This window comes from Paenibacillus pasadenensis (assembly GCF_002864175.1).
In the GTDB taxonomy this organism is placed as follows: Bacteria; Bacillota; Bacilli; order Paenibacillales; family Paenibacillaceae; genus Paenibacillus_O; species Paenibacillus_O pasadenensis.
This window is the reverse complement of the sequence record NZ_NFEZ01000004.1, coordinates 993,582-1,013,947: the sequence shown is the minus strand read 5'-3', so window position 1 is coordinate 1,013,947 and position 20,366 is coordinate 993,582. Positions and strand designations below refer to the sequence as shown.

Genomic DNA, 20,366 nt, shown 5'->3' with positions numbered 1-20,366 from the left:
GACGGCCCATGCCCGCCCGCCCCAGACGCCCGTCGCGTCTCGTCTGCCGCCATCAGGTCCGAGTCCGCCTGGAAGCTCCGGCCGCCGACGCCGCCCCCTCCTCGCCGGCCGGCCCGAAAAAACAACGCAAAGACGCCTCCGCTCCGAAGAGCGAAGGCGTCGCGATCCATGTCGCCGCCGGCGGCGTCTATCTGATCCGCGTCACGGCCGAGGGCTTCGCCGGCACGGCGCCGCTGCCCTGCCTGACGGTCGGCGGCAGCCTGCTCGCCGGCATGCTGTACGATCCGCCCGAGGACGGCCGCGTATCGGGCTGGCTGCTCGCCCGGCTGCCCGCGGGCTGCCTGCTGAAGCTCGAGGACCGCTCCTTTCCGCTCCCGCTGCCGCGCGGCGCCGCTCCGCCTGCGGCAGGCAGGCTGTGGGAGCTGACTATGGAGCGGGTAGGGGGATGACCGGCTCGTCCTCCGGCTTGAGCGGCAGATGCACCTCGCAGATCGTGCCTTGACCCGGCTTGCTGCGGAAGTAGAGCCTTCCGCCCATCGCCTGGATCAGATTGGTGACGACCATCAGGCCGAGTCCGGTTCCTTTTTCCTTGGTCGTGTAGAACGGCATGCCGATCCGCTTGAGCTGCTGCTCGTTCATGCCGATGCCGGTATCGCGGATGAAGATGAGCACCTTGCCGTTCTCCTTGCGGGAGCTGACCGTCAGCACGCCGCCCTCCGGCATCGACTCGACGGCGTTTTTCATGATGTTGAGCAGGCATTGCTGCAGCTTCTTGGAGTCGCCGACGACCGGCAGCTCGTCGTGGACGCCATGCCTCGACACGAGCTCCACCCCGGTCATGACGCACAGCGGCTTGACCCACTGCTCGACGCTCGCCAGCTCCTGGCGGACGTCGAGCAGCCGGGGCTCGTCCACGGACGGCTTGCTGTAGTTGAGGTAGTCGGTGATGATGGCGTTCGCTCCGTCGATGCCCTCCAGCGCGTTCGTCCGGTAGCGCTCGAGCGTCGCCGAGTCGAGGCCGGAGCGGCCCATCAGCTGCAGGAAGCCGCGCGCCGTCGTCAGCGGATTGCGGATCTCATGCGAGATCGAGGCGGTCAGCTGGCCGATGAGATGATATTTCTCAGCGTTGAAAAGCTCCTCCGTCAGCCGCTCCTGGTGCTTGACCAGATAGTAGGTGTAGGCGACGAGCGGAGACGACAGCAGCGTGCCGATGCCGGTCGCCAGCATCCGCTGATGGTCCATCGTCTCGGAGGTCGCCAGCGACACGCCGACGAACAGCGCCATGTAGCCGCTGACGAGCAGGAAGTGCATCGTCAGCATGCGCCTCACCGTCTCCGGCGACGGCATCCGGTAGTGGTAGGCGATGCCGGCCGCCGCGACGATCGTCGCGGAGATCGTTCCCGGCGCCCATTCGTTGCCCGCGATGAAGATGTTGCCCCAGATGAACGCGGCCGCTGTCGCCACTCCCGGGATCCAGCCCTCGTAGATGGCGATCAGCGCGACGCATACCGGCACCAGGTGGAAGGCATAGACGAGCGGATCGATCTCCTCGTAGCCCAGATAGAAGTAGGACATCAGCGCCAGGATGCCGACGAACAGCAGCTTGCGTCCGAAGCGCATGAAGGACACCCGCGGCGTGATGATGAGGAACAGCAGGCAGGCGGTCAGATAGTACATCAACCCCTGAAATTCGCGCGCAAGAATGTATTCGATCACGGCAAGGCTTTCCTTCCGATCAGCTAGCCGACAATCTTGCCGTTCCAGGGAAGGCCGTCTTCCCATCGGGACTTGTCGTTGCGCTGCCACAGCCCGAGCAGCTCGAACGCGTACATGTCCCAGATCCGGCATTTGTCGGCCTTGATCTCATAATGATCTATAATGGCGTTGACGGCCCGCCTGGCCGCCTCGTTGGCTCCCTCCATCGTCGCCAGGTCCGTATTGGTGCGGACATAGTCGGAGGCGAGGTAGAAATTGGGGATCGCGGTGTAGGCGTTCGGCCGCAGATCCCACGTATGGACCCGGTTCACGAGCAGAGGCTCCATGTTGGTCGCCCCGTGCGGATTCGGAAACTGGATGTCCTCGTCGAGGAACCACGCCTCCAGCAGCCCGTCATGGAGCACGTCGCCGCTATGGTTGAAATGGTCCTTGAGCTGCTGCCATACTTCCTGCTTGATCTCCTCGGCCGAGCATTGCATCGCCGGCTTGCCGAACAGGACGCCCTTGGACTCCCAGTCGGAGACGTCGACCGAGAGGATGCCCTTGACCTTGCCGTTGCCGTATTCGGACAGATCGACGCCCGGCCAGAACTGCTTCTGGGAGACGAGCGTCAGCGCCCACGGGCTGTCCATGCAGATGATATGACCGTGGATCAGCTCGACGTCCTCGTTCAGATAGAACTGGATGCCGTTCATCCACTCGACCGACTCGCTCAGCGGCTTGATGCTGCCGAGCAGCGGATCGGCCTGCACCAGCTCGTCGGTGAGCAGGCCCGCCATCACCTCGACCGGCAGCGCCGCGATGTAGCAGTCGCCGACGACAAGCTGCTCCTGTCCGTCCAGCAGCACGGTCGCTCCGACGATGGAGCCCTTCTCGCAATGGATCGCCTTGACCGGCGCGCCTCGGTAGAATTTTACGCCCAGCGATTCGAGATGATCGTACCAGGGGAACAGCCAAGCCTCGTTGGTCGGCCCGTTCAGCAGCCGGTCGGCGCTGCCGCCCGGCGTCACCATGTCGAGCATGAGCGTCGCGCCGACCGTGCCGATCGTGCAGGCGTTCGCTTCCTGCGCCTTGGCCGCGACGAGGATGCGGGAGAGGCCGACGAAGATGCGCTTGAACTGCTCCGACTGCTTGTCCGCCTCGATGAAGTCCCACCACGACACCCGCTGGTAGTCGAGGTAGCGGCGCAGCTTGCTGCTGGAGGCGAGCTCGAACAGCTTCGCGCCGTACAGCGCCGCCTCCTCCGCCGTCAGGCCGAGATGGTTTTCGAACAGCGACGTGAACAGCACCTTCAGATCGGAGATCGATTCGGGGAACTCCGTAATGAACGGGAGCATGTCGCGGTCGTCGAAGGCGAGCCCGAGCCGCGTGCCCTCGACCAGGTTGTCGAACACGCTCTTGCGTCCGTTTCCGAGCAGCTGGTCGAGCACGCCGCCGCGCGCGCCGCTTTGGAGCGGGATCCTCTTCATCGTGTCGGTCACATGCTGGTAGAACTTCGGGAAGAAGCGGAACCCGTGCTCTCCCGGCAGATCCTTCCTTCCGTCGATGCCCGTGCCCTTGGCCTCCATGCTGCGGGCCTTGCCGCCGGGAACCTCTCTCGCCTCGTAGACGGACACCTCGAAACCGCGTTCGGCCAGCTCATGGGCTGCGCTCATTCCCGCGACTCCGCCGCCCAATATGACAACTTTCGGCAGCCTTTTCTCCAAGCTTCCTTCTCCTCCTCTAGCATCCTCGATTTGATCGGCTTCACCAATAGGCCTGCACTCGTATAAACGCTCCCCATATAGTACCATCGCACTAATGTCAGTTGCTGTCGATTATTATCGGTTATTGAAATATTTCTCGTTAATGGTCGCTCTACGAGAAATGGAATCGCTTGGAAATCCGCGCAGCGCATCGCTTTCTCCAGCGGCGGGCGTTGCGCGGAAGCGGCTTTCGGCAGGCGGAAGGGCCGTTCCGAGGCGGCTTCCGGGCGCTCGGCCGCTGCCGCAGGAAAGCAAAAAAAAGAGAGACGGAAGGCCGCAGCCTCCGTCTCTCGCGCCATCGTTCGCTAGGGCGTGTTTGCATGCCCCGAAGGAAGCAGATGTGACCGAATTTTTGATCCCTGCGAGGAACGTAGGCGAAGGCGTACCGGGGGTACGTCAAGCCTGCGTGACGAAGCAGGGGGCAAAAAGGCGGGGATAGATGCCCCTGAGCGGGTTTGCAAGCACGCCCTAGACCTAATACAGCGTCCGCCACAAATAAAAAGTCGCATAGGCCTCCCAGCCTGCCCAGGCGCGGGCATGCTCGCGCACTTCGGGCTCGGTCGGCTTGCGCTCCAAGCCGGCCTGGACGCGGATCGCATGCTGCAGGCCGACGTCGGCGGCGGGCAGCGCCTCGGCCATGCGCAGGCAGCGCATCATGACGTAATGCGCGGTCCACGGCCCGATGCCGCGGACCGCCGTCAGCCTTTTTTCCGCAGCCGACCAGCCGGCCGCCGCCAGCTCCCTCTTGTCCAGCTCGCCGGCCGCGACATGACGCGCGACGCCGATCAGATACTCCGACTTGCGCGTCGTCATCTGCAGCGCCGCGATGTCGGACGGCTCCAGCGCGGCGACCGCCGCAGGCTTCGGGAAGCACCAGTACGTCCAGCCGCCGTGGCGGACCGAGCGGCCGAACGACTCCGTGAAGCGCTTCTTGAGCGCATAGGCGAACGGCAGGTTGATCTGCTGGCCGATGATGCCCCAGCAGGCGGCCTCGAACAGATCGGGGATGCCGACCATCCGCAGGCCGCGGAACGTCTCCGCCGCCTCTTTCAGCAGCGGGTCGGCGGCCGCCAGCCGGTAGAACGGCGCCAGGTCGCGGTCCAGGTCGAACCACTCCTCGGCGTAGCGCCGCACATGCGCCTGCATCGCCGGGGAAGGCCGGGCGGCGGCAGGCGCGGGCGGGTCGGCGGGCTCGAGCGCCGGGCGAGCGGCCGAGGGCTCAGCGGCGGACGTTGGCGCGACTGGAGCGGCGGGCGGGAGACCGCTCGCCGGGTCTTCAGGCGCGGGCTCGCTCGCTGGGTGAGCGGCCGAGAGCGCTGCGGGTGCAGCCGCGGCGGCGGACGGCGCTGCGGACGGCGACGAGTCGGCGGCGGAGGCGGTTGCCGGGAGGCCGCCGATTGATCGGGCGGACGTTGGCCCGGCGCGCCCCGCGGCTGGAGCGGCGGGCTCGGGCTCGCTCGCATCCGTGCCGATCGGCACGAATTCCGCCTCGAGCGCATGGACATCGTCCCGGCAACGGAAGCGGACCAGCGCCAGCTCGCCCTCCCGCTCGAACAGCTTCGTCACCTCGCTGCCGTCGACCCGGTACAGCGCCTCGTCGCTCGATCTCGCCAAGTAGCCCAGCACCGCCGGCCAGCTGAACAGCTCCGGCAACTCAATCCGCAGGCGGCTCGCCTCTTCCTGCGCCGCTCCGTTTCTATCGGTCGTTTCCATGCTGCTTCCTCCCTCCTGTCATTCCCTGACTCTACCTTTCTCGCGCCCAAGTTGTCCATAGCCGAATCTTGCGCTTTCATGGGACTCTCCGGGAGTGTTGCCTCCTACTCGTTCTATCTTTTCTCGGAGCTCGGCTAGCAGAACGGCGCCAGCATGATTCGGCGCGGCGACGCGACGAGGGAGTCGAGAGTGCCTTGATTAGTGAAAACCCGGCGCGGCGACTCCACGAGGGAGTCGAGAGGGCCTTGGTTGGTGGGAACCCAGCGCGACGACTCCACGAGGGAGTCGAAAGTGCCTTGGTTGGCGGAAACCCAGCACTTCGGCGCGACGAGGGAGTCTAGAGTGCCTCGCTTGGCGGAAACCCGGCGCGGCGACTCCACGAGGGAGTCGAGAGTACCTTGGTTGGTGAAAACCCGGCCCATCGACGCCACGAGGGAGTCGAGAGGGCCTTGGTTGGCGGAAACCCGTCATATCGATGCGACGAGGGAGTCGAAAGTGCCTTGGTGGGCGGAAACCCAGTACTTCGGCGCGACGAGGGAGTCTAGAGTGCCTTGGTTGGCGGATATCCGGCGCGGCGACTCCACGAGGGAATCGAAAGTGCCTTGGTTGGCGGAAACCCAGCACTTCGGCGCGACGAGGGAGTCTAGAGTGCCTCGGTTGGCGGATATCCGGCGCGGCGATGCGACGAGGGAGTCGAGAGCGCCTTGGTTGGTGAAAACCCGGCATATCGACGCCACGAGGGAGTCGAGAGGGCCTTGGTTGGTGAAAACCCGGCCCATCGACGCTACGAGGGAGTCGAGAGGGCCTTGGCTGGCGGAAACCCGGCGCGGCAACTCGACGAGGGAGTCGAGAGCGCCTCGGTTGGCGGAAACCCGGCGCGGCGACTCCACGAGGGAGTCGAAAGTGCCTTGGCTGGCGGATACCCGGCATATCGACGCGACGAGGGAGTCGAGAGTGCCTTGGTTGGCGGAAACCCGGCGCGGCGACTCCACGAGGGAGTCGAAAGTGCCTTGGCTGGCGGATATCCCGGCGCGGCGACGCCTCGAGGGAGTCTCATGTCCTCCACGAAAAACAAGCCGCTCCGAGCGTCCATACGGACGTTCGGAGCGGCTTCAATTATAAAGAGCTGGCTTCGCACGCCGCGCGCCGGCGCTATGCCCGCTGGCGGATGATCCGCACGCCGCGCGCCGGCACGCTGACGCGTCCGGCCGCCACGCTCGCGCCGCCGCCGAGCAGGTCGTCGCCGCCCGAGCTCAGCTCGGCCCAGCCTTCCTCGGCCGCATGGTTGAGCAGGAACAGGTAGCGCTGGCCGTCCTTCACGCGCGCCGCCGTCTCCAGCTCCGCCGACGCCTCGGCGACGAGCGGCTCGATGCCGTTCTCCGCGCACACCTCGCGCAGGAAGTCGCCGAGGAACGCCTCGTCCGGGCTCGTCGCGACGTACCACGCCCGTCCGGCTCCGAAGCGGTTGACGGTCAGCGCCGGCATGCCCGCATAGAAGTCGTCGCCATACACGGCCTTCACCTCGGCGCCCTCGCTATGGATGAGGTCGCACAGCAGGCCGCACTCGTACTCGGCGAGCCCGGACGCGCCGCCAGCTATCCGCGCGGACGTCCCTGCCGCCGCCGTGCCGGCATGCTCCGAGCCCGCCGCGGTCTGCCGCTGCGCCTCGGCAGCTGCATCCTCCGCGCCGCCGCTCCAAGCCGAGCTCAGCACGATGCGGTTCCGCTGCTCCGGCAGCAGCGCGTCGATCTCCTCCGACCAGATGCCGAGCACCTGGCGCAGCTCGCCCGGGTAGCCGCCCGTACGCACGATGTCCCGCTCGTCGACGATGCCGCTGAAAAACGTCGTGATGAACGTGCCGCCGGCCTCGACGAACCGCTCGACCGCCGCGGCGAAGCCCGGCTTCACCATGTACATGACGGGCGCGATGACGACGCGGTAGCGCGAGAAGTCCGCGTCCACGCCGATCATGTCGGCCGCAACCTGCTGCTTGGCGAGAGCGTCGTAGTACTTGTGGGCTTCTTTCACATAATCGAGCGCCACGGTCGGACCGCTGCTGAGATCGATCGCCCAGCGGTTCTCCCAGTCGAAGACGATGCCGACCGCGGCGTCGCCGCGCGCGTCCAGCAGCTCGCCGCCGACCGCCTGCAGCTCGCCGCCGAGCTCCGCCACCTCGCGGAACACGCGCGTATGCTCATGCCCGACATGCTCGATGACCGCGCCGTGGTACTTCTCGCAGGCGCCGATCGAGCGGCGCAGCTGGAAGAACATGACCGTGTCCGCGCCGTGCGCGACCGCCTGCCAGCTCCACAGCCGCATGACGCCGGGCCGCTTGAGCGAGTTGTACGCCTGCCAGTTCTGCTGGCTCGGCGTCTGCTCCATGAGCATGAACGGCTGGCCGTCCTTCAGGCCGCGCATCAGGTCATGGGCCATGGCGGTCAGGCTGTGCGGGGTGTCGATCGACGGGTAGTTGTCCCAGGAGACGACGTCCATTTCCTTGGCCCATTTGAAGTAGTCGAGTTCGGGGTAAAATCCCATCAGGTTCGTCGTCACCGGAATGTCCGGGGTAAGCGCCTTCACCGCATCGCGCTCCAGCTTGAAGCAGTCCAGCAGGCTGTCCGACTGGAAGCGGCGGTAGTCGAGCGAGATGCCCTGGAAGTTCGTGCGGCTGCCGCCCCACTCCTCGCTCAGCGCGTTCGGCGGCACGACCTCTTCCCAATCATAGAACGTATGGCCCCAGAAACGGGTGTTCCAGGAGCGGTTCAGCTCCTCGAGCGAGCCGTAGCGCTGCTGCAGCCAGGAGCGGAAGCCCGCGGCGCAGTTGTCGCAGTAGCAGTAGCCGCCGTACTCGTTGCTCACATGCCAGATGAGCAGCGCCGGATGGCTGCCGTAGCGCTCGGCCAGCTTCGTCGCCAGCGCGGCGCTGAACTTGCGGTAGGCCGGGCTGTTCGGGCAGGAGTTGTGGCGGCCGCCGAAGCGCCGCTTGCGCCCGTCGAAATCGACGCGCAGCACGTCGGGATGGCGGCGCGCCATCCACGCCGGATGCGCCCCCGTGCCGGTCGCCAGGCAGATGCCGATGCCTTGGCCGTGCAGCAGCTCGAACTGCTCGTCGAGCCAGGCGAAGTCGTACGTGTCCTCGTCCGGCTGGTCGAGCGCCCACGAGAACACGTTGATCGTGGCGACGTCGATGCCGGCGAGCTTGAACATCCGATGGTCCTCGGACCATGTCTCGGCGTCCCACTGCTCGGGATTGTAATCGCCTCCATACCAGATCTTAGGCAGCTTGTTCGAGATCATCAGAAGCCCCTCTTTCGAATGGGATATAAGGATATCCCCATTGTATCCCTTCCCCAATTCCCTTGATATCCAAGGATATGGACATCTAATATAACAATATGGAACTGTCGAAAGGAGAGAGCCGCATGCAGCAGCCCGGACCGCGTCATCGCCGCATCGTCGCCGTCGAGCTCAAGGAAAGGCCGCTTCCGCTCCGGCTGGAAAGCCTCGGCTTCAATCCGGACCAGGAGCCGTTCCATCGTCCGGACGGCTATTCCGTCTACCACTGGCTGCAGACCGTCTCCGGAGAAGGCCGGATCGAATGGGGCGGACGCTCGGAGACGCTCCGCTCCGGAAGCGGCCTGCTGCTGCCTCCGGGAGCGCCCCACCGGTACCGGAGCGCGGACGACTCGATCTGGAAAACGGTCTACATGACGTTCAGCGGCGGCGAGGCCGCGGCGCTGCTCGCCTCGCTCGGCCTCGCCGCGCCGGGGCTGTACCGCTGGGAGGAGGAATCTCCGCTCGGCTCGCTGCTGCTCGGCTCGCTCGGCCAGCTCGAGGCCGCGTCCGATCCGCTCGGCCTGGAAGCGTCGCAGCAGGCGTACCGCTTCCTGCTCGCGCTCGGCACGTACGCCAGCGCCGACGCCGGCACCGCCGTCATGCAGCAGCTGCGCCAGCTGGAGCCGCTGCTCGCCTGGCTCGAGGCGAACCTGCACCGGCCGGCCGTCGGCCTGGACGACATGGCGGCGCAGGCCGGCGTATCCGGCCGGCGGCTGAACACGCTGTTCCGCAGCTTGTTCGGCCTCTCGCCCTACGCCTATCTGCTGCGGCTGCGCATCCGCCGGGCGCGCGAGCTGCTGCTCAGCCGCCCCGGCGCTCCGCTGCGGGCGATCGCCCAGGACAGCGGCTTCCGCGACGTCAGCCATTTCATCGCCACGTTCCGCAGGCTGACCGGCGATACGCCGGACCGGTTCCGCAGCGGCCGGCCGTAAGCCGGCGAAATCAGCCGATTCGGACCGTACTCGCCGAGTCGGCTCGCGGCGATGCGCCTTGACGGTGCACGTTGACAGTCTGCTTCATTGATTTTATAATGAATAAAATTTCATTCATTAAAGGGGAGGGTGAAGTGCCCCGTACACCGGAACAATATGAGGCCATGCGCCTTGCAACCCGAGTCAAAATCCAGACAGCGGCGATGCAGCTGTTCGTTCGTCAAGGATACGGTTCCACCAATGTTCAGCATATTGCCGATCAAGCGGGCATCAGCACGGGTCTGATGTACCGTCATTACAAGACAAAGGAGCAGCTTTTCGAGGAGCTGCTGCAGTTCGCCATCTCCGGATTGGAGACGCTGATCGCCAGATTTCAGACCTGCGACAAGCCTGCTGAGGAACTGGCACGGTTCGCGGACGAGGTGTATTCGGATCTGTCTTCCGGCGATGACTTGGGACACCTCATGCTGTTGATGACGCAATCCTTCTTCTCCGCGGAGACGGCCGATCGGAAAGCGGCTCTCATGCAGATCAATGCCGATCTTCTGCAAGCGACTGCCGCGCTCATCGTTCAAGGACAGCGTCAAGGCCAGATTCGCAATGGCAATGCTCTCGAGATGGCGCTCTATTTCTTTTCCTCGATTCAGGGACTGGCGACGATGAAGGTGATGCTGGGGGAAGGATTTTCGATGCCGTCGAGACCGCTCTTGACCTTGGTTTTCAAAAAGGAAGGGGAATCGTCATGAAGCATTCCGACGCCTTTGAAGTTGTTCGGGCCGACCGCGCGGGCCCAGAGGCCAGGAACCAAATGGCGGAGATTTTCGCCGAAGGCTTCTCGCAGTGGCTCTCGTTTTTTTCCAAGGACCGGGATATCATCGCAAAGGCATTCGCCCATATGTTCGTGCTGGATCAATTTTATGTGGCGCTCGCCGGCGATCGCGTGGCGGCCTTCGGCGCCTGCACCGACTGTCGCCGCTTCTCCGTAAACCTTCAGAGCGCGCCTCTCCGCCGGCATCTGGGCTGGTTCAAGGGCTCGATGGCCGCTCTCATTCTGAAGAGGGAATTCCAAAAGCCCTTTGTCGACCCGCCGGCGGAAACGGGGTCGGTCGAGTTCATCGGCACCGCCTTGTCCTTCCGCGGCCAAGGAGCGGCTTCGGCGGTGATTCGACATATGCTGGATCATCTGCCGTACCGCACCTATCTGATCGAAGAGGTCGCGGATACCAATGTTCCGGCCATGCGCCTGTATGAGAAGCTGGGGTTCACGGAATACAAGCGCAAGTCCCTATCCCCCAAGCAGGCCCGCAGAGCCGGGTTCCATCACATGATCTCGCTGCGTCTGGAGAAGGCGTGAGACGTTGCAAAGCCTGCCCGAGATTCGGGCAGGCTTTGTTCAACTCTCCATCATGGGACAATTCCTCGCCGGCATACACTGAGGCGCAGACACTCCGCATCCGCGTCCGGAAGGGAGGCGAACCGCCGTGCTCCAGCGCTTGCTCCGCAAGCGGATGATCCTCGTCATCGTGCCGAGGTACTCCATCCATCAGTTCCTCTGGTGCGACTTCGGCGCCAGCTCGCTTTGCGGATGGGTGATGGAGGAGAACGACTTCACCCGCGTCGCCGTTTTCGTCGGCAGCTCAGCGGTTCCCGTCCTGCTGCGCCGCTCCGTCAACTCCCCGCGCAGCCCGCTGCGGCCGCGCCTGCTGCAGACGCATGACCGCCTCTGGTCAAAGCGAGCCAAGGCGGTGCCGCTCGTCGCGGCTTCCGCAGCCGCTCCTTGCTGACGTTGACCGTTCACGGGATGAAAGGTCTCCCCTCAAATCATTTCATAAGGTAGACTATTATAGGAAAAGTGAAGGATAAGAAAGAGTTCATCGACGCGCCAAAACACGCCCCAAGGTCCTGATGTGGACCGGGGCGTGTTTGGTTTGCCGACAGGGTTCAGCTGCCTGACGGCGCCGTACCGCCGCTCCTACTGGATGCCCTTCTCGTCGAAGTAGGCGTTCGCCTGCTCCTGCACATAGGCGAGCACTTGATCGACACCGGCCGCCTTGAGCTGCTTGCGGTACGTCTCGAGCGCCTTGTCGACGTCCGGCACGAGGCCCATCATCAGCGGCATGCCGTACTGCTGGATGACCTGGTTGACGGCCGCCTGCTGCGATTTGACCGGCTTATAGTCCATGATGATCGGCGCGAAGATGTTCGGCTTGCTCTCGGCCTTGAACTCCTCCATGAGCGCCGGGAACTCCGTCCAGCCGCCCGCCTGCTGCTCCTTGGCGAGGCTCGTGACGCGCCAGCCCCAGCTCGTGATGCCGTAGCCCTTGAAGTTCTTGTCGTTCTCCTTGCCCTTCGGCGGCGAGATGGCGAGCTTGCCATCGTCGCTAAGCGAGTAATGCGTGTCCTGGATGCCGTACGTCAGCAGGTCGAAGTAGCGGGAGTCCGTGCGGATCTTCTCCAGCGCCATCAGCGAGCGCTCGGCGTTTTTGGAGCTTTTCGGCACGGCCATCGCGTTGTTGACCGACAGCGTCGGCATCGCGTAGCCATGGAAGCGCGTGAACGGGAAGTAGGCGTAGTCGGTGCCTTTGTTCGTCTTCTCGGCGTCGACGATGAAGCCGCCCGCGCCCGGCGCGTTGCGCCAGTAGGCGCCGCCGGTGCCGGCCTTCAGGGCATCGCCGGCTTCCTTCTGCGAGCTCAGCGTATCGGAGGTCCAGAAGCCTTTTTGCGACCAGGTCTTCATCCGCTTCACGAACTGCTCGAACTCCGGCGTCTCCGCGTAGTTGACGATGTCGCGCGGCGCATCATACGACTTGGCGACGATGACGCCGCTGTCTCCGCCAATCTGCTCGTAGCCGTGGTATGCCTTGAACAGCGTGAACACCTCGTTCCACGCCTTGCCGTTGATCGGCGTCACCTTCTTCTGCGTCTTGACCGCGTCCAGGTACGCCTCGATCGAGTCGAGATCCTTGATCTCCGGCACGTTCAGCTCCTTGCGCCAGTCCTCCCGATAGACGAGGCCGTCCGGCGTGTACTCGGGGTACGTGCTCGGCACGGCGTAGATCTTGCCGTTGACGGTCGCCTCGTCCCAGTCCTGCTTGGGCACCGCCTTCCACGTCTCGGGCATGTAGGTCGGGAGCAGGTCGTTCAGCTCCTTGAACGCCCCCTGGTCCGCGAACTTGTAGTAGTCGGCCCATGTCGAGGCGAACACCATGTCGACCTTCTCGCCGGACGTCAGCAGCAGGTTGTACTTCGTCTGCCAGTCGTTCCACGTCGTGAAGTTCAGCTTGATCGTCGCATTGATGTCCTTCTCCAGCATCGCGTTGATCTGGTCCTGGATCTTCGGGCTGTCGGCATGGCCGTCCCCGAGCACGTACCAGACGAGCTCGACCTTCTTGGACGTGTCGATCGCCTTCGCTTCGCCGGAGCCGCTGTTCGCCGCCGCCCCCGCGTTCGCGTTCGCCTCGCTGCCTCCGCTGCCGTTTCCATTGCCGTTGCCGCTGCAGCCGGCGAGCGCCGTCGCCAGCAGCGCCGTCGTCATCAGCAGGCCGATTGTTTTTTTGCTCACGTTGACTCCTCCTCTAGGTTCATCCCTATGCTTTGAAAAAGTCCTCCGCCGTCCGGTCGAGCCCGGCGAAGCGGCTGCCTCGGCAGAGACAGTCGCTTCGCCGGGCCCGATCGGACCCGGCCGTCCGCGCCTGATCCGGCTCCGGCACGGACGCGGAGAGGCCCGCTTTCGGTCAGCCTTTCACCGCCCCGATCGTCAGTCCCTTCACGAAGAAGCGCTGGACGAACGGATACAGGAACACGATCGGCCCCGTCACGATGATCGCCGCGGCCATCTTGAGCGTCTCCGCCGGCGGCTTGAAGTCCGGCGACAGGTTGCCGGCGATGCTCGTCTTGAGCACGGCGGCGCTGGCGAGGATCTTGTACAGCAGGAACTGCAGCGGGTACTTGGACTCGGTCGTGATGAACAGATTGGCCATGAACCAGTCGTTCCAGAAGCCGAGCGCCATGAACAGCCCGATCGTCGCCAGGCTCGGCGCGGACAGCGGCAGGATCAGCTTCAGGTAGATCGTGAACTCGCCGGCGCCGTCGATCTTGGCCGATTCCGGGATCGACTCGGGGATCGACTTCATGAAGTTTTTCATCAGGATGATGTTCCACGCGCTCACCAGCACCGGCACGAGCAGCGCCAGGTAGCTGTCCTTGAGCTGCAGGTAGTTGACGATGAGGATGTACCACGGGATGAGGCCGCCGCTGAACAGCGTCGTGAAGTAGATGAAGAAGCTCAAGCTGTTGCGGTACTTGAACTCCTGGCGGCTCAGCACGTAGCCCGCCATCGAGGTGAGGAACAGCCCCAGCGCGGTGCCGGCGAGCGTCAGCAGGATCGTGACGCGGTAAGCGTCGAAGATCTGCTCCGGATTGCTGAAGACGGCGCGGTACGCTTCGAGCGACCATTGGTCGGGGATGAGCTTGAAGCCCTCGGCGATGATTTCCTGCTCGGACGAGAACGAGCCGGACAGCACGAGCAGGAACGGCAGCAGGCAGAGCAGCGCGAACAGGCTGATGAGGACATAGCCGATCGTGTTGAACAGTACGGTCGAGCGTTCGGTACGGATCTTCACCTTTTCATTCCTCCTAGAACAGGGCGTAGTCTTCGCGCGTCTTGCGAATGACGTAGTTGACGGCCAGCACGAGGATGAGGCCGAAGAAGCTCTGGTACAGGCCCGCCGCGGTGCCCATGCCGATGTCGAAGTTGACGGCCAGCGACCGGTACACGTACGTGTCGATGATGTCCGTCGAGTTGAACAGCACGCCGTTGTTGCCGATGATCTGGTAGAACAGGTCGAACTGCCCCTTGAGGATGCCGCCGAGGCTGAGCAGTATGAGCAGGATGAACGTCGGCACGAGCAGCGGCAGCGTGATGTGGCGGATGCGCTGGAAGATGTTCGCCCCGTCGATCTTGGCCGCCTCGTGGTATTCGTCGCTGATGCTCATGATCGCGGCGAGGTAGATGATCGTGCCGTAGCCGAGTCCTTTCCACAGGTTGAAAAAGACGATGATGTACTTCCACGGCGCCGTGTTCAGGTAGAAGTCGTACGGCTGGAAGCCGAGCTGCACGAGCACCGTGTTCACGAGCCCGTTGCTGGAGTTGAACAGGTTGAACACGAACGCGCCGACGAGCACGAACGAGACGAAGAACGGCAGGAACATGACCGACTGCGTGATCTTGCGGAACCACTTGCCGGGCAGCTCGCTGAGGAAGATGGCGCAGATCAGCTGCAGCGCGTTGCCGAGCAGGATGAACGCCAGGTTGTAGAGCACGGTGTTTTTGGTCAGCGTCCAGAGCACGCCCGACTCGTACAGGAAGCGGAAGTTCTGCATCCCGACGAACTCGCTGCCGAACAGCCCTCCGTCGAAGCTGAAGTTGGTGAACGCGTAGTAGACGCCGATCATCGGCAGGTAGGAGAAGACGACGAAGAACAGCAGCGTTGGCGCGATCATGAGGAACAGCATCCGGTTGCGCGACCATTCCCTCAAGAAGCCTTGCATCAGAGCACCTCCGAATTTGTGTAATCGATTACTTATTATTGAAAATGGACGAGCCCCGAACGAGCAGCCGCGAGCCGACCTCGAAGCAGCGCGTGCCAGGGCAGCGGCCCTCGCCGAGCTGGTCGATGAGCTTCTCGGCGAGCAGCGCGCCCATCGCATGCTTGGGCGGATCGACCGTGCTGAGCGCCGGATCGACATGCCTGCCGACGCGGTTGTTGTCGACGCCGACGACGGCCATGCCCGCGGGGATCGGGATGCCGAGCTCCGCGCAGGCGCGGTAGATGCCGAGCGCCATCTCGTCGTTGGCGGCGAAGACGGCCGTGAACGCGGACGATCGTTCGCGCAGCCGCAGGAACGCCTCGTAGCCTCCTGGCTCGCTGAAGCCGCCGCTGTCGATCAGCTCCGGGCGGAACGGCAGCGACGCCTGGCGCAGCGCCTTCATGTAGCCCTCGAGCCGCTCGTAGCTGTCGGTCGCGTCCGCGAAGCCGCTCAGGAAGGCGATCCGCTCATGCCCTTGCGCGATCAGATGCGTCACCGCCTCTGTCGCCGCGCCGACGTTGTCGGTATAGACGCACGGGATGGCCGGATGGTCGATCCGGCGGCCGATCACGCCGAGCGCGTAGCCGCGGTCGGCATAGGCGGCCAGCTCCGCGTCGCCGAGCATCGGCGCGATCAGGATGATGCCGTCGACGGTGCGGTCCATCGCCAGCGTCATGTAGTCGGCTTCCTTCTCCCGCTGGTTCTGCGCGTCGCAGATGAGGATCTTGTAGCGGAGCGCGCCGGCCGTGTTCTCGATGCCCTTGATGATCTCGGCATAATAGGAGACCAGGATGTCCGAGACGATGACGGCCAAGGTCGACGTCTTCAGGTGGCGCAGGCTCTTGGCCGAGGCGTTGGGCATGTAGCGGAGCCGCCGGACGGCCTCCTCGACCCGGCCGCGCGCCGACGGACTGACGGGACCGCTGCCGTTCAGCACCCGCGACACCGTCGCCGCCGACACGCCGGCCGTCCGCGCCACGTCTACAATCGTGGCATCCGGCTTGCGTGATGGCAAATGGCATCCCTTTCTCTCCCGAACCCGATTGGTATCGATTACATCGGACGAAGCCAAGCGGCCCCGAAAGCGCTCCTGCGGTCCGAACCGGCTCGCATCCGGCGCTTCTTCATCCGGTAAGCCGAATATATCAGCAATTTGTAATCGATTTCAACAACTTTTTTTCCGGTTGCCTCGGGCTGCGAATGTCGGCTAAAATGAAAGTTGGTCTGAAAACGATTACTCCGCAAAGAAGGTCGAGTCTACGATGGACGTGAAAATCATCGATGTCGCCCGCGCTGCCGGCGTCTCCACCGCAACCGTGTCGCGCGTGCTGAACGGGAGCCCCGGCGTCACGCCGAAGACGCGCAGCCGCGTCGAATCCGCCGTGCGGGAGCTCGGCTATCATCCCAACGCGGTCGCCAAAAACCTGCGCGTGCAGAAAACGAAGACGATCGCCGTCATCGTCCAGGACATCAACGTCTCCTACTTCACCGAGATCGTGAAGGGGATTGAAAATATGGCGTACGTCAAGCACTACAAGGTGCTCATCTGCGACTCGGAAAACCAGGCGGCCAAGGAGCTGGAGTACCTCAACCTGCTCATGAACCGCACGGTCGACGCGGCCATCCTCGTCTCGCCGCTCGTCGGCGACGAGCAGCTCGCCGAGATCGCGGAGCGCGGCTACTCGATCGCCGTCATCGGCCGGCATATCGGGCATGAGCAGATTCCGTGCATCTATACGGACAACGTCAAGTTCTCGCTCGAGGTCGTCCGCCATCTGGCCGAGATGGGCCACCGCGACATCGCGTTCTTGAGCGGCTTCGCCGACTCCATCGACAGCTACGAGCGGCTCGAGGGCTACATGAAGGCGCTCAAGGAGCAGCGCCTGCCGTTCCGGCCGGAGCTCATCGACAGCGGCGGCTTCAGCGAGAGCGGCGGCTACGAGGCGATGGGCCGGCTGCTCGACCGCTCCGGCGGCTCCGTGACCGCCGTCTATGCGGCCAACGACGAGATGGCGCTCGGCGTCTACAAATGCTGCCGCGAGCGCGGCCTCCGCATCCCCGAGGATATCGCCGTCGTCGGCGTCGACAACAACCGGATCAGCAAGTACATCTCGCCGTCGCTCAGCACGGTCAACCAGCCGAAGTACACGATGGGCGCGCTGCTCGTCGAGAAGCTGATCGACTCCATGAACGAGGACCAGTTCGGCGACAAGCGCGTGTTCAAGGTCGACTCCGAGCTGCTCGTGCGCGGCAGCTCGTCCTTCCGACGGGAAGGCTAGCCTGACTCTCAGCCGCCTGCCGAGGCGGGTTTCCGCCATCCAAGGTACTCTCGACTCCCTCGTGGCGTCGATGTGCCGGGTTCCCGCCAACCAAGGCACTTTCGAGTCCCTCGCCGCGCTGATGTGCCGGGTTTCCGCCAACCAAGGCACTCTCTACTCCCTCGCCGCGCCGGTGCGCCGGATTCCCGCCATCCAAAACACTTTCGATTCCCTCGTCACGCTGATGTGCCGGGTTTCCGCCATCCAAGGCACTCTCGACTCCCTCTGCGCGCTGATGTGCCGGGTTTCCGCCAACCAAGGCACTCTCTACTCCCTCGCCGCGCCGGTGCGCCGGATTCCCGCCATCCAAGGCACTTTCGACTCCCTCGGCGCGTCGCCGCGTTGGGTTTCCGCCAACCAAGGCACTTTCGATTCCCCTGTCGCGCCGTTGCGCCGGGTTCCCGCCATCCAAGGTACTCTCGACTCCCTCGTCACGCCGGTGCGCCGGGTTCCCTCCATCCAAGGCACTCTCGACTCCCTCGGCGCGTCGCCGCGCCGGGTCTCCACCAACCAAGGCACTTTCGACTCCCTCGCCGCGCTGATGTGCCGGGTTCCCTCCATCCAAGGTACTCTCGACTCCCTCGTTGCGCCGGTGCGCCGGGTTTCCGCCAACCAAGGCACTCTCGACTTCCTCGTGGCGTCGATGTGCCGGATTCCCGCCAACCAAGGCACTCTTGACTCCCTCGCCGCGCTGTTGCGCCGGATTTCCGCCAACCAAGGCACTTTCGAGTCCCTCGCCGCGCTGATGTGCCGGGTTTCCGCCAACCAAGGCACTCTTGACTCCCTCGCCGCGCCGGTGCGCCGGGTTTCCGCCATCCAAGGCACTTTCGACTCCCTCGCCGCGTCGCCGCGCCGGGTTCCCGCCAACCAAGGCACTTTCGACTCCCTCGTGGCGCCGGTGCGCGATTTCTCCCATGGCCCGACCTGTTTTTGCCGAGCGCGCACGAGAAAGCGACCTGCCGCGCGCACCTGAAAAAAAGGGGTTGATTTCCGGCCCATTCATCGAGTACGATATTCCCACTCCGCAGGAAACGCTTCCAGAAGCTGCATCAATGCAAGCCGTTTTCGGGCGAGTTTTTTTCAATGGAAGTTTGTAATCGATTACAAATTCATGCTTCTGAATCGAGGTGAGGCAGCCATCCGCGGCCGGCTGCAGAGCTGTCCGTGCCTGTCCGCATCAATTCTTCTCATCCCGACCCCATCCCCGAAAGGAGAACCCGATCATGTCCGACTGGAAGAAAAAAACCGCCGCCGTCGCGCTCGCCGCTGCCCTCGTCTCCGCCGGAGGCACTTATTCCGCCCCGCCCGCCAAAGCCGCAGGAGAGCAGGTCGAAGTGTGGATTTCCACGTCCGATCCGAACAGTGAGCCCGCCGTCGGCCTCAGCCCGAGCGCCCGCCTGACGCGCATCGGCGACAAAAGCTTCAGTACGAGCGCCGGAAGCGCCGACTTCACGATCAGCGTCGATGAGAACACGACGTTCCAGCAGATGGACGGCTTCGGCGTCTCCATGACCGATTCGTCGGCATGGCTGATGAACTACAAGCTGGACGCGAACAAACGCGCCGAGGTGATGGAGCGGCTGTTCGGACAGACCGGCATCGGCCTCAGCGTGCTGCGCCAGCCGATCGGCAGCTCCGACTTCGCCTGGTCCGCCTATACGTATGCCGATACGGCCAATGACACGGCGCTGAACCAGTTTTCCATCGGAAGGGATCTGCCCTACATCGTGCCGATGGTCAAGCAGGCGATCGCCAAAAACCCGAACATCAAGGTGTTCGGCTCCCCTTGGAGCGCTCCCGCCTGGATGAAGTATTCCAATACGCTCAACGGCGGCAAGCTGCGCGCGGAGCATTACGGCACGTACGCGAACTATTTCAAGAAATACATTCAGGCCTACCAGGCCCAAGGCATCCCGATCTACGCCGTCACCGTGCAGAACGAGCCGCTGTACGAGCCGACGCATTACCCTTCGATGGGCATGAACACGCAAGACGAGATCGGCTTCATCGGCGACTATCTCGGCCCGACGCTGCGCGGCGCCGGCATCAACACGAAGATCATCGCATTCGACCACAACTTCCTGGACTGGAGCTTCCCGAACACCGTCATCAACAGCCTGAAAAGCTCCGGCAAGGGCGGCTACATCGACGGCAGCGCGTTCCATCACTACGACAGCGGCGACGGCTCTACGATGACGCAGCTGCGGAACAACCATCCGGACAAGGGCATCTGGTTCACCGAGGGCGGCTTCGGCAACTGGAACGATCCGCAGAACGGCACGTCCCAGGGCTTCGACAACATGATGAACGAGTTCATCAACATCACCCGCAACTGGTCGAAGACGATCATCCTCTGGAACGCCGCGCTCGACCAGAAGGACGGCCCGGCGCTGCTCGCGGCCAACAACACCAACAAGGGCATGATTACGATCCGCAACTCCGACAACCGCAACGACGCGCCGGAGAACGTCGTGACGTATCACAAGCAGTATTATCTGCTCGGCCATTTCAGCAAGTTCGTCGTGCCCGGCGCGTACCGCGTGCAGAGCAATACCGGCAGCGAGATCAAAAGCGTCGCGTTCCGCAATCCGGACGGCTCCAAAGTCGTCGTCGCCTACAACTCGTCCAGCTCGGCCCGGAACGTCAAGGTCCAGTGGGGCAGCCAGTCTTTCAACGTCAGCGTGCCTGGCAAGTCCGCGATGACGTACAAATGGTACGGCAACCGCTCGTAGCGGAAGCCGGGAGAGCGGCGGGCAGGACGGGACGGCCTATCGGCCGGGATGGCAGGCGGCGACGGTGGGCGGAGGGCCATGGCCGATGCCCGAGCCGACGGCCACGACCGGTAGGTCGGGACGGCAGGCGGGCTCTTCCGTACAAAAAACAGGCTGCAGCCCGGGGAGACCGCAGCTCGATTCCAGTGCTGCAACCCGATAATATCGGGTTGCGGGCTCTCGGCAGCTCGGTTCCAATGCTGCAACCCGATAATATCGGGTTAGGGACTCCCCGCAGCTCAGTTC

The 20,366-nt window shown here is 63.9% G+C and carries 16 protein-coding genes; 8 read left to right on the top strand and 8 right to left on the bottom strand.

The features are described 5' to 3' along the window. Positions 1-8: 8 nt before the first annotated feature. A complete protein-coding gene (locus tag B8V81_RS13990) occupies positions 9-449 on the top strand; it encodes a hypothetical protein (RefSeq protein ID WP_028600302.1) in 441 nt (146 codons plus the stop codon). Here the strand turns inward: B8V81_RS13990 and B8V81_RS13985 are convergent. From B8V81_RS13985 to B8V81_RS13965, 4 genes are all read right to left on the bottom strand, one after another. Beyond that, positions 427-1,716, bottom strand: a complete 1,290-nt coding sequence (locus tag B8V81_RS13985) for a sensor histidine kinase (RefSeq protein WP_052333547.1) — start codon at positions 1,714-1,716, stop codon at positions 427-429. The two genes, B8V81_RS13990 and B8V81_RS13985, sit on opposite strands and share 23 nt — an antisense overlap. Before the next feature lie 23 nt (positions 1,717-1,739). After that, positions 1,740-3,392: a hydroxysqualene dehydroxylase gene (locus B8V81_RS13980; RefSeq protein ID WP_228551805.1), complete on the bottom strand. Its 1,653-nt coding sequence runs from the start codon at positions 3,390-3,392 to the stop codon at positions 1,740-1,742. A gap of 543 nt (positions 3,393-3,935) precedes the next feature. After that, positions 3,936-5,174, bottom strand: coding sequence for a DNA-3-methyladenine glycosylase family protein (locus tag B8V81_RS25820; protein WP_052333546.1), 1,239 nt, complete (start codon positions 5,172-5,174; stop codon positions 3,936-3,938). A 1,152-nt stretch (positions 5,175-6,326) separates the two neighbouring features. Beyond that, complete coding sequence (locus tag B8V81_RS13965; RefSeq protein WP_028600299.1) at positions 6,327-8,471, bottom strand: beta-galactosidase; 2,145 nt, start codon at positions 8,469-8,471, stop codon at positions 6,327-6,329. A gap of 125 nt (positions 8,472-8,596) precedes the next feature. On the opposite strand from B8V81_RS13965, the gene B8V81_RS13960 reads away from it, so the two are divergent. From B8V81_RS13960 to B8V81_RS13945, 4 genes are all read left to right on the top strand, one after another. After that, a complete protein-coding gene (locus tag B8V81_RS13960) occupies positions 8,597-9,442 on the top strand; it encodes an AraC family transcriptional regulator (RefSeq protein WP_052333545.1) in 846 nt (281 codons plus the stop codon). Positions 9,443-9,576: 134 nt separating this feature from the next. Next, positions 9,577-10,188, top strand: a complete 612-nt coding sequence (locus B8V81_RS13955; protein WP_028600297.1) for a TetR/AcrR family transcriptional regulator — start codon at positions 9,577-9,579, stop codon at positions 10,186-10,188. Further along, positions 10,185-10,796 (top strand): GNAT family N-acetyltransferase, encoded by a 612-nt coding sequence (locus B8V81_RS13950; protein WP_043111758.1) that lies wholly within the window; start codon positions 10,185-10,187, stop codon positions 10,794-10,796. The genes B8V81_RS13955 and B8V81_RS13950 overlap by 4 nt, the downstream gene beginning before the upstream one ends. A gap of 127 nt (positions 10,797-10,923) precedes the next feature. Beyond that, positions 10,924-11,226, top strand: coding sequence for a hypothetical protein (locus B8V81_RS13945; protein ID WP_028600295.1), 303 nt, complete (start codon positions 10,924-10,926; stop codon positions 11,224-11,226). Positions 11,227-11,414: 188 nt separating this feature from the next. Here B8V81_RS13945 and B8V81_RS13940 read toward each other — a convergent pair whose 3' ends face one another. From B8V81_RS13940 to B8V81_RS13925, 4 genes are all read right to left on the bottom strand, one after another. After that, on the bottom strand, positions 11,415-13,004 hold the full coding sequence (locus tag B8V81_RS13940; RefSeq protein ID WP_307719991.1) for an extracellular solute-binding protein: 1,590 nt from the start codon (positions 13,002-13,004) through the stop codon (positions 11,415-11,417). A 172-nt stretch (positions 13,005-13,176) separates the two neighbouring features. After that, positions 13,177-14,064: a carbohydrate ABC transporter permease gene (locus B8V81_RS13935; RefSeq protein WP_028600293.1), complete on the bottom strand. Its 888-nt coding sequence runs from the start codon at positions 14,062-14,064 to the stop codon at positions 13,177-13,179. Between the two features lie 13 nt (positions 14,065-14,077). Continuing rightward, positions 14,078-14,992 (bottom strand): ABC transporter permease, encoded by a 915-nt coding sequence (locus B8V81_RS13930; protein ID WP_028600292.1) that lies wholly within the window; start codon positions 14,990-14,992, stop codon positions 14,078-14,080. Between the two features lie 28 nt (positions 14,993-15,020). Continuing rightward, on the bottom strand, positions 15,021-16,046 hold the full coding sequence (locus B8V81_RS13925; RefSeq protein ID WP_228551266.1) for a LacI family DNA-binding transcriptional regulator: 1,026 nt from the start codon (positions 16,044-16,046) through the stop codon (positions 15,021-15,023). A 247-nt stretch (positions 16,047-16,293) separates the two neighbouring features. Between B8V81_RS13925 and B8V81_RS13920 the strand changes: the two genes are divergently transcribed. From B8V81_RS13920 to B8V81_RS13910, 3 genes are all read left to right on the top strand, one after another. After that, positions 16,294-17,310: a LacI family DNA-binding transcriptional regulator gene (locus B8V81_RS13920; RefSeq protein ID WP_028600290.1), complete on the top strand. Its 1,017-nt coding sequence runs from the start codon at positions 16,294-16,296 to the stop codon at positions 17,308-17,310. 70 nt (positions 17,311-17,380) lie between these two features. Then, entirely contained in the window at positions 17,381-18,322 is a 942-nt protein-coding gene (locus B8V81_RS13915; protein WP_028600289.1) for a hypothetical protein, read from the top strand. Positions 18,323-18,572: 250 nt separating this feature from the next. After that, a complete protein-coding gene (locus B8V81_RS13910) occupies positions 18,573-20,081 on the top strand; it encodes a glycoside hydrolase family 30 protein (RefSeq protein ID WP_028600288.1) in 1,509 nt (502 codons plus the stop codon). Positions 20,082-20,366: the final 285 nt, after the last annotated feature.

Excerpts from the sequence above, each read along its gene's own strand:
- B8V81_RS13990 (WP_028600302.1), top strand. The coding sequence starts at position 9 with ATGCCCGCCCGCCCCAGACGCCCGTCGCGTCTCGTCTGCCGCCATCAG.
- B8V81_RS25820 (WP_052333546.1), bottom strand. The coding sequence starts at position 5,174 with ATGGAAACGACCGATAGAAACGGAGCGGCGCAGGAAGAGGCGAGCCGC.
- B8V81_RS13965 (WP_028600299.1), bottom strand. The coding sequence starts at position 8,471 with ATGATCTCGAACAAGCTGCCTAAGATCTGGTATGGAGGCGATTACAAT.
- B8V81_RS13960 (WP_052333545.1), top strand. The coding sequence starts at position 8,597 with ATGCAGCAGCCCGGACCGCGTCATCGCCGCATCGTCGCCGTCGAGCTC.
- B8V81_RS13950 (WP_043111758.1), top strand. The coding sequence starts at position 10,185 with ATGAAGCATTCCGACGCCTTTGAAGTTGTTCGGGCCGACCGCGCGGGC.
- B8V81_RS13930 (WP_028600292.1), bottom strand. The coding sequence starts at position 14,992 with ATGCAAGGCTTCTTGAGGGAATGGTCGCGCAACCGGATGCTGTTCCTC.
- B8V81_RS13920 (WP_028600290.1), top strand. The coding sequence starts at position 16,294 with ATGGACGTGAAAATCATCGATGTCGCCCGCGCTGCCGGCGTCTCCACC.
- B8V81_RS13915 (WP_028600289.1), top strand. The coding sequence starts at position 17,381 with ATGTGCCGGGTTCCCGCCAACCAAGGCACTTTCGAGTCCCTCGCCGCG.
- B8V81_RS13910 (WP_028600288.1), top strand. The coding sequence starts at position 18,573 with ATGTCCGACTGGAAGAAAAAAACCGCCGCCGTCGCGCTCGCCGCTGCC.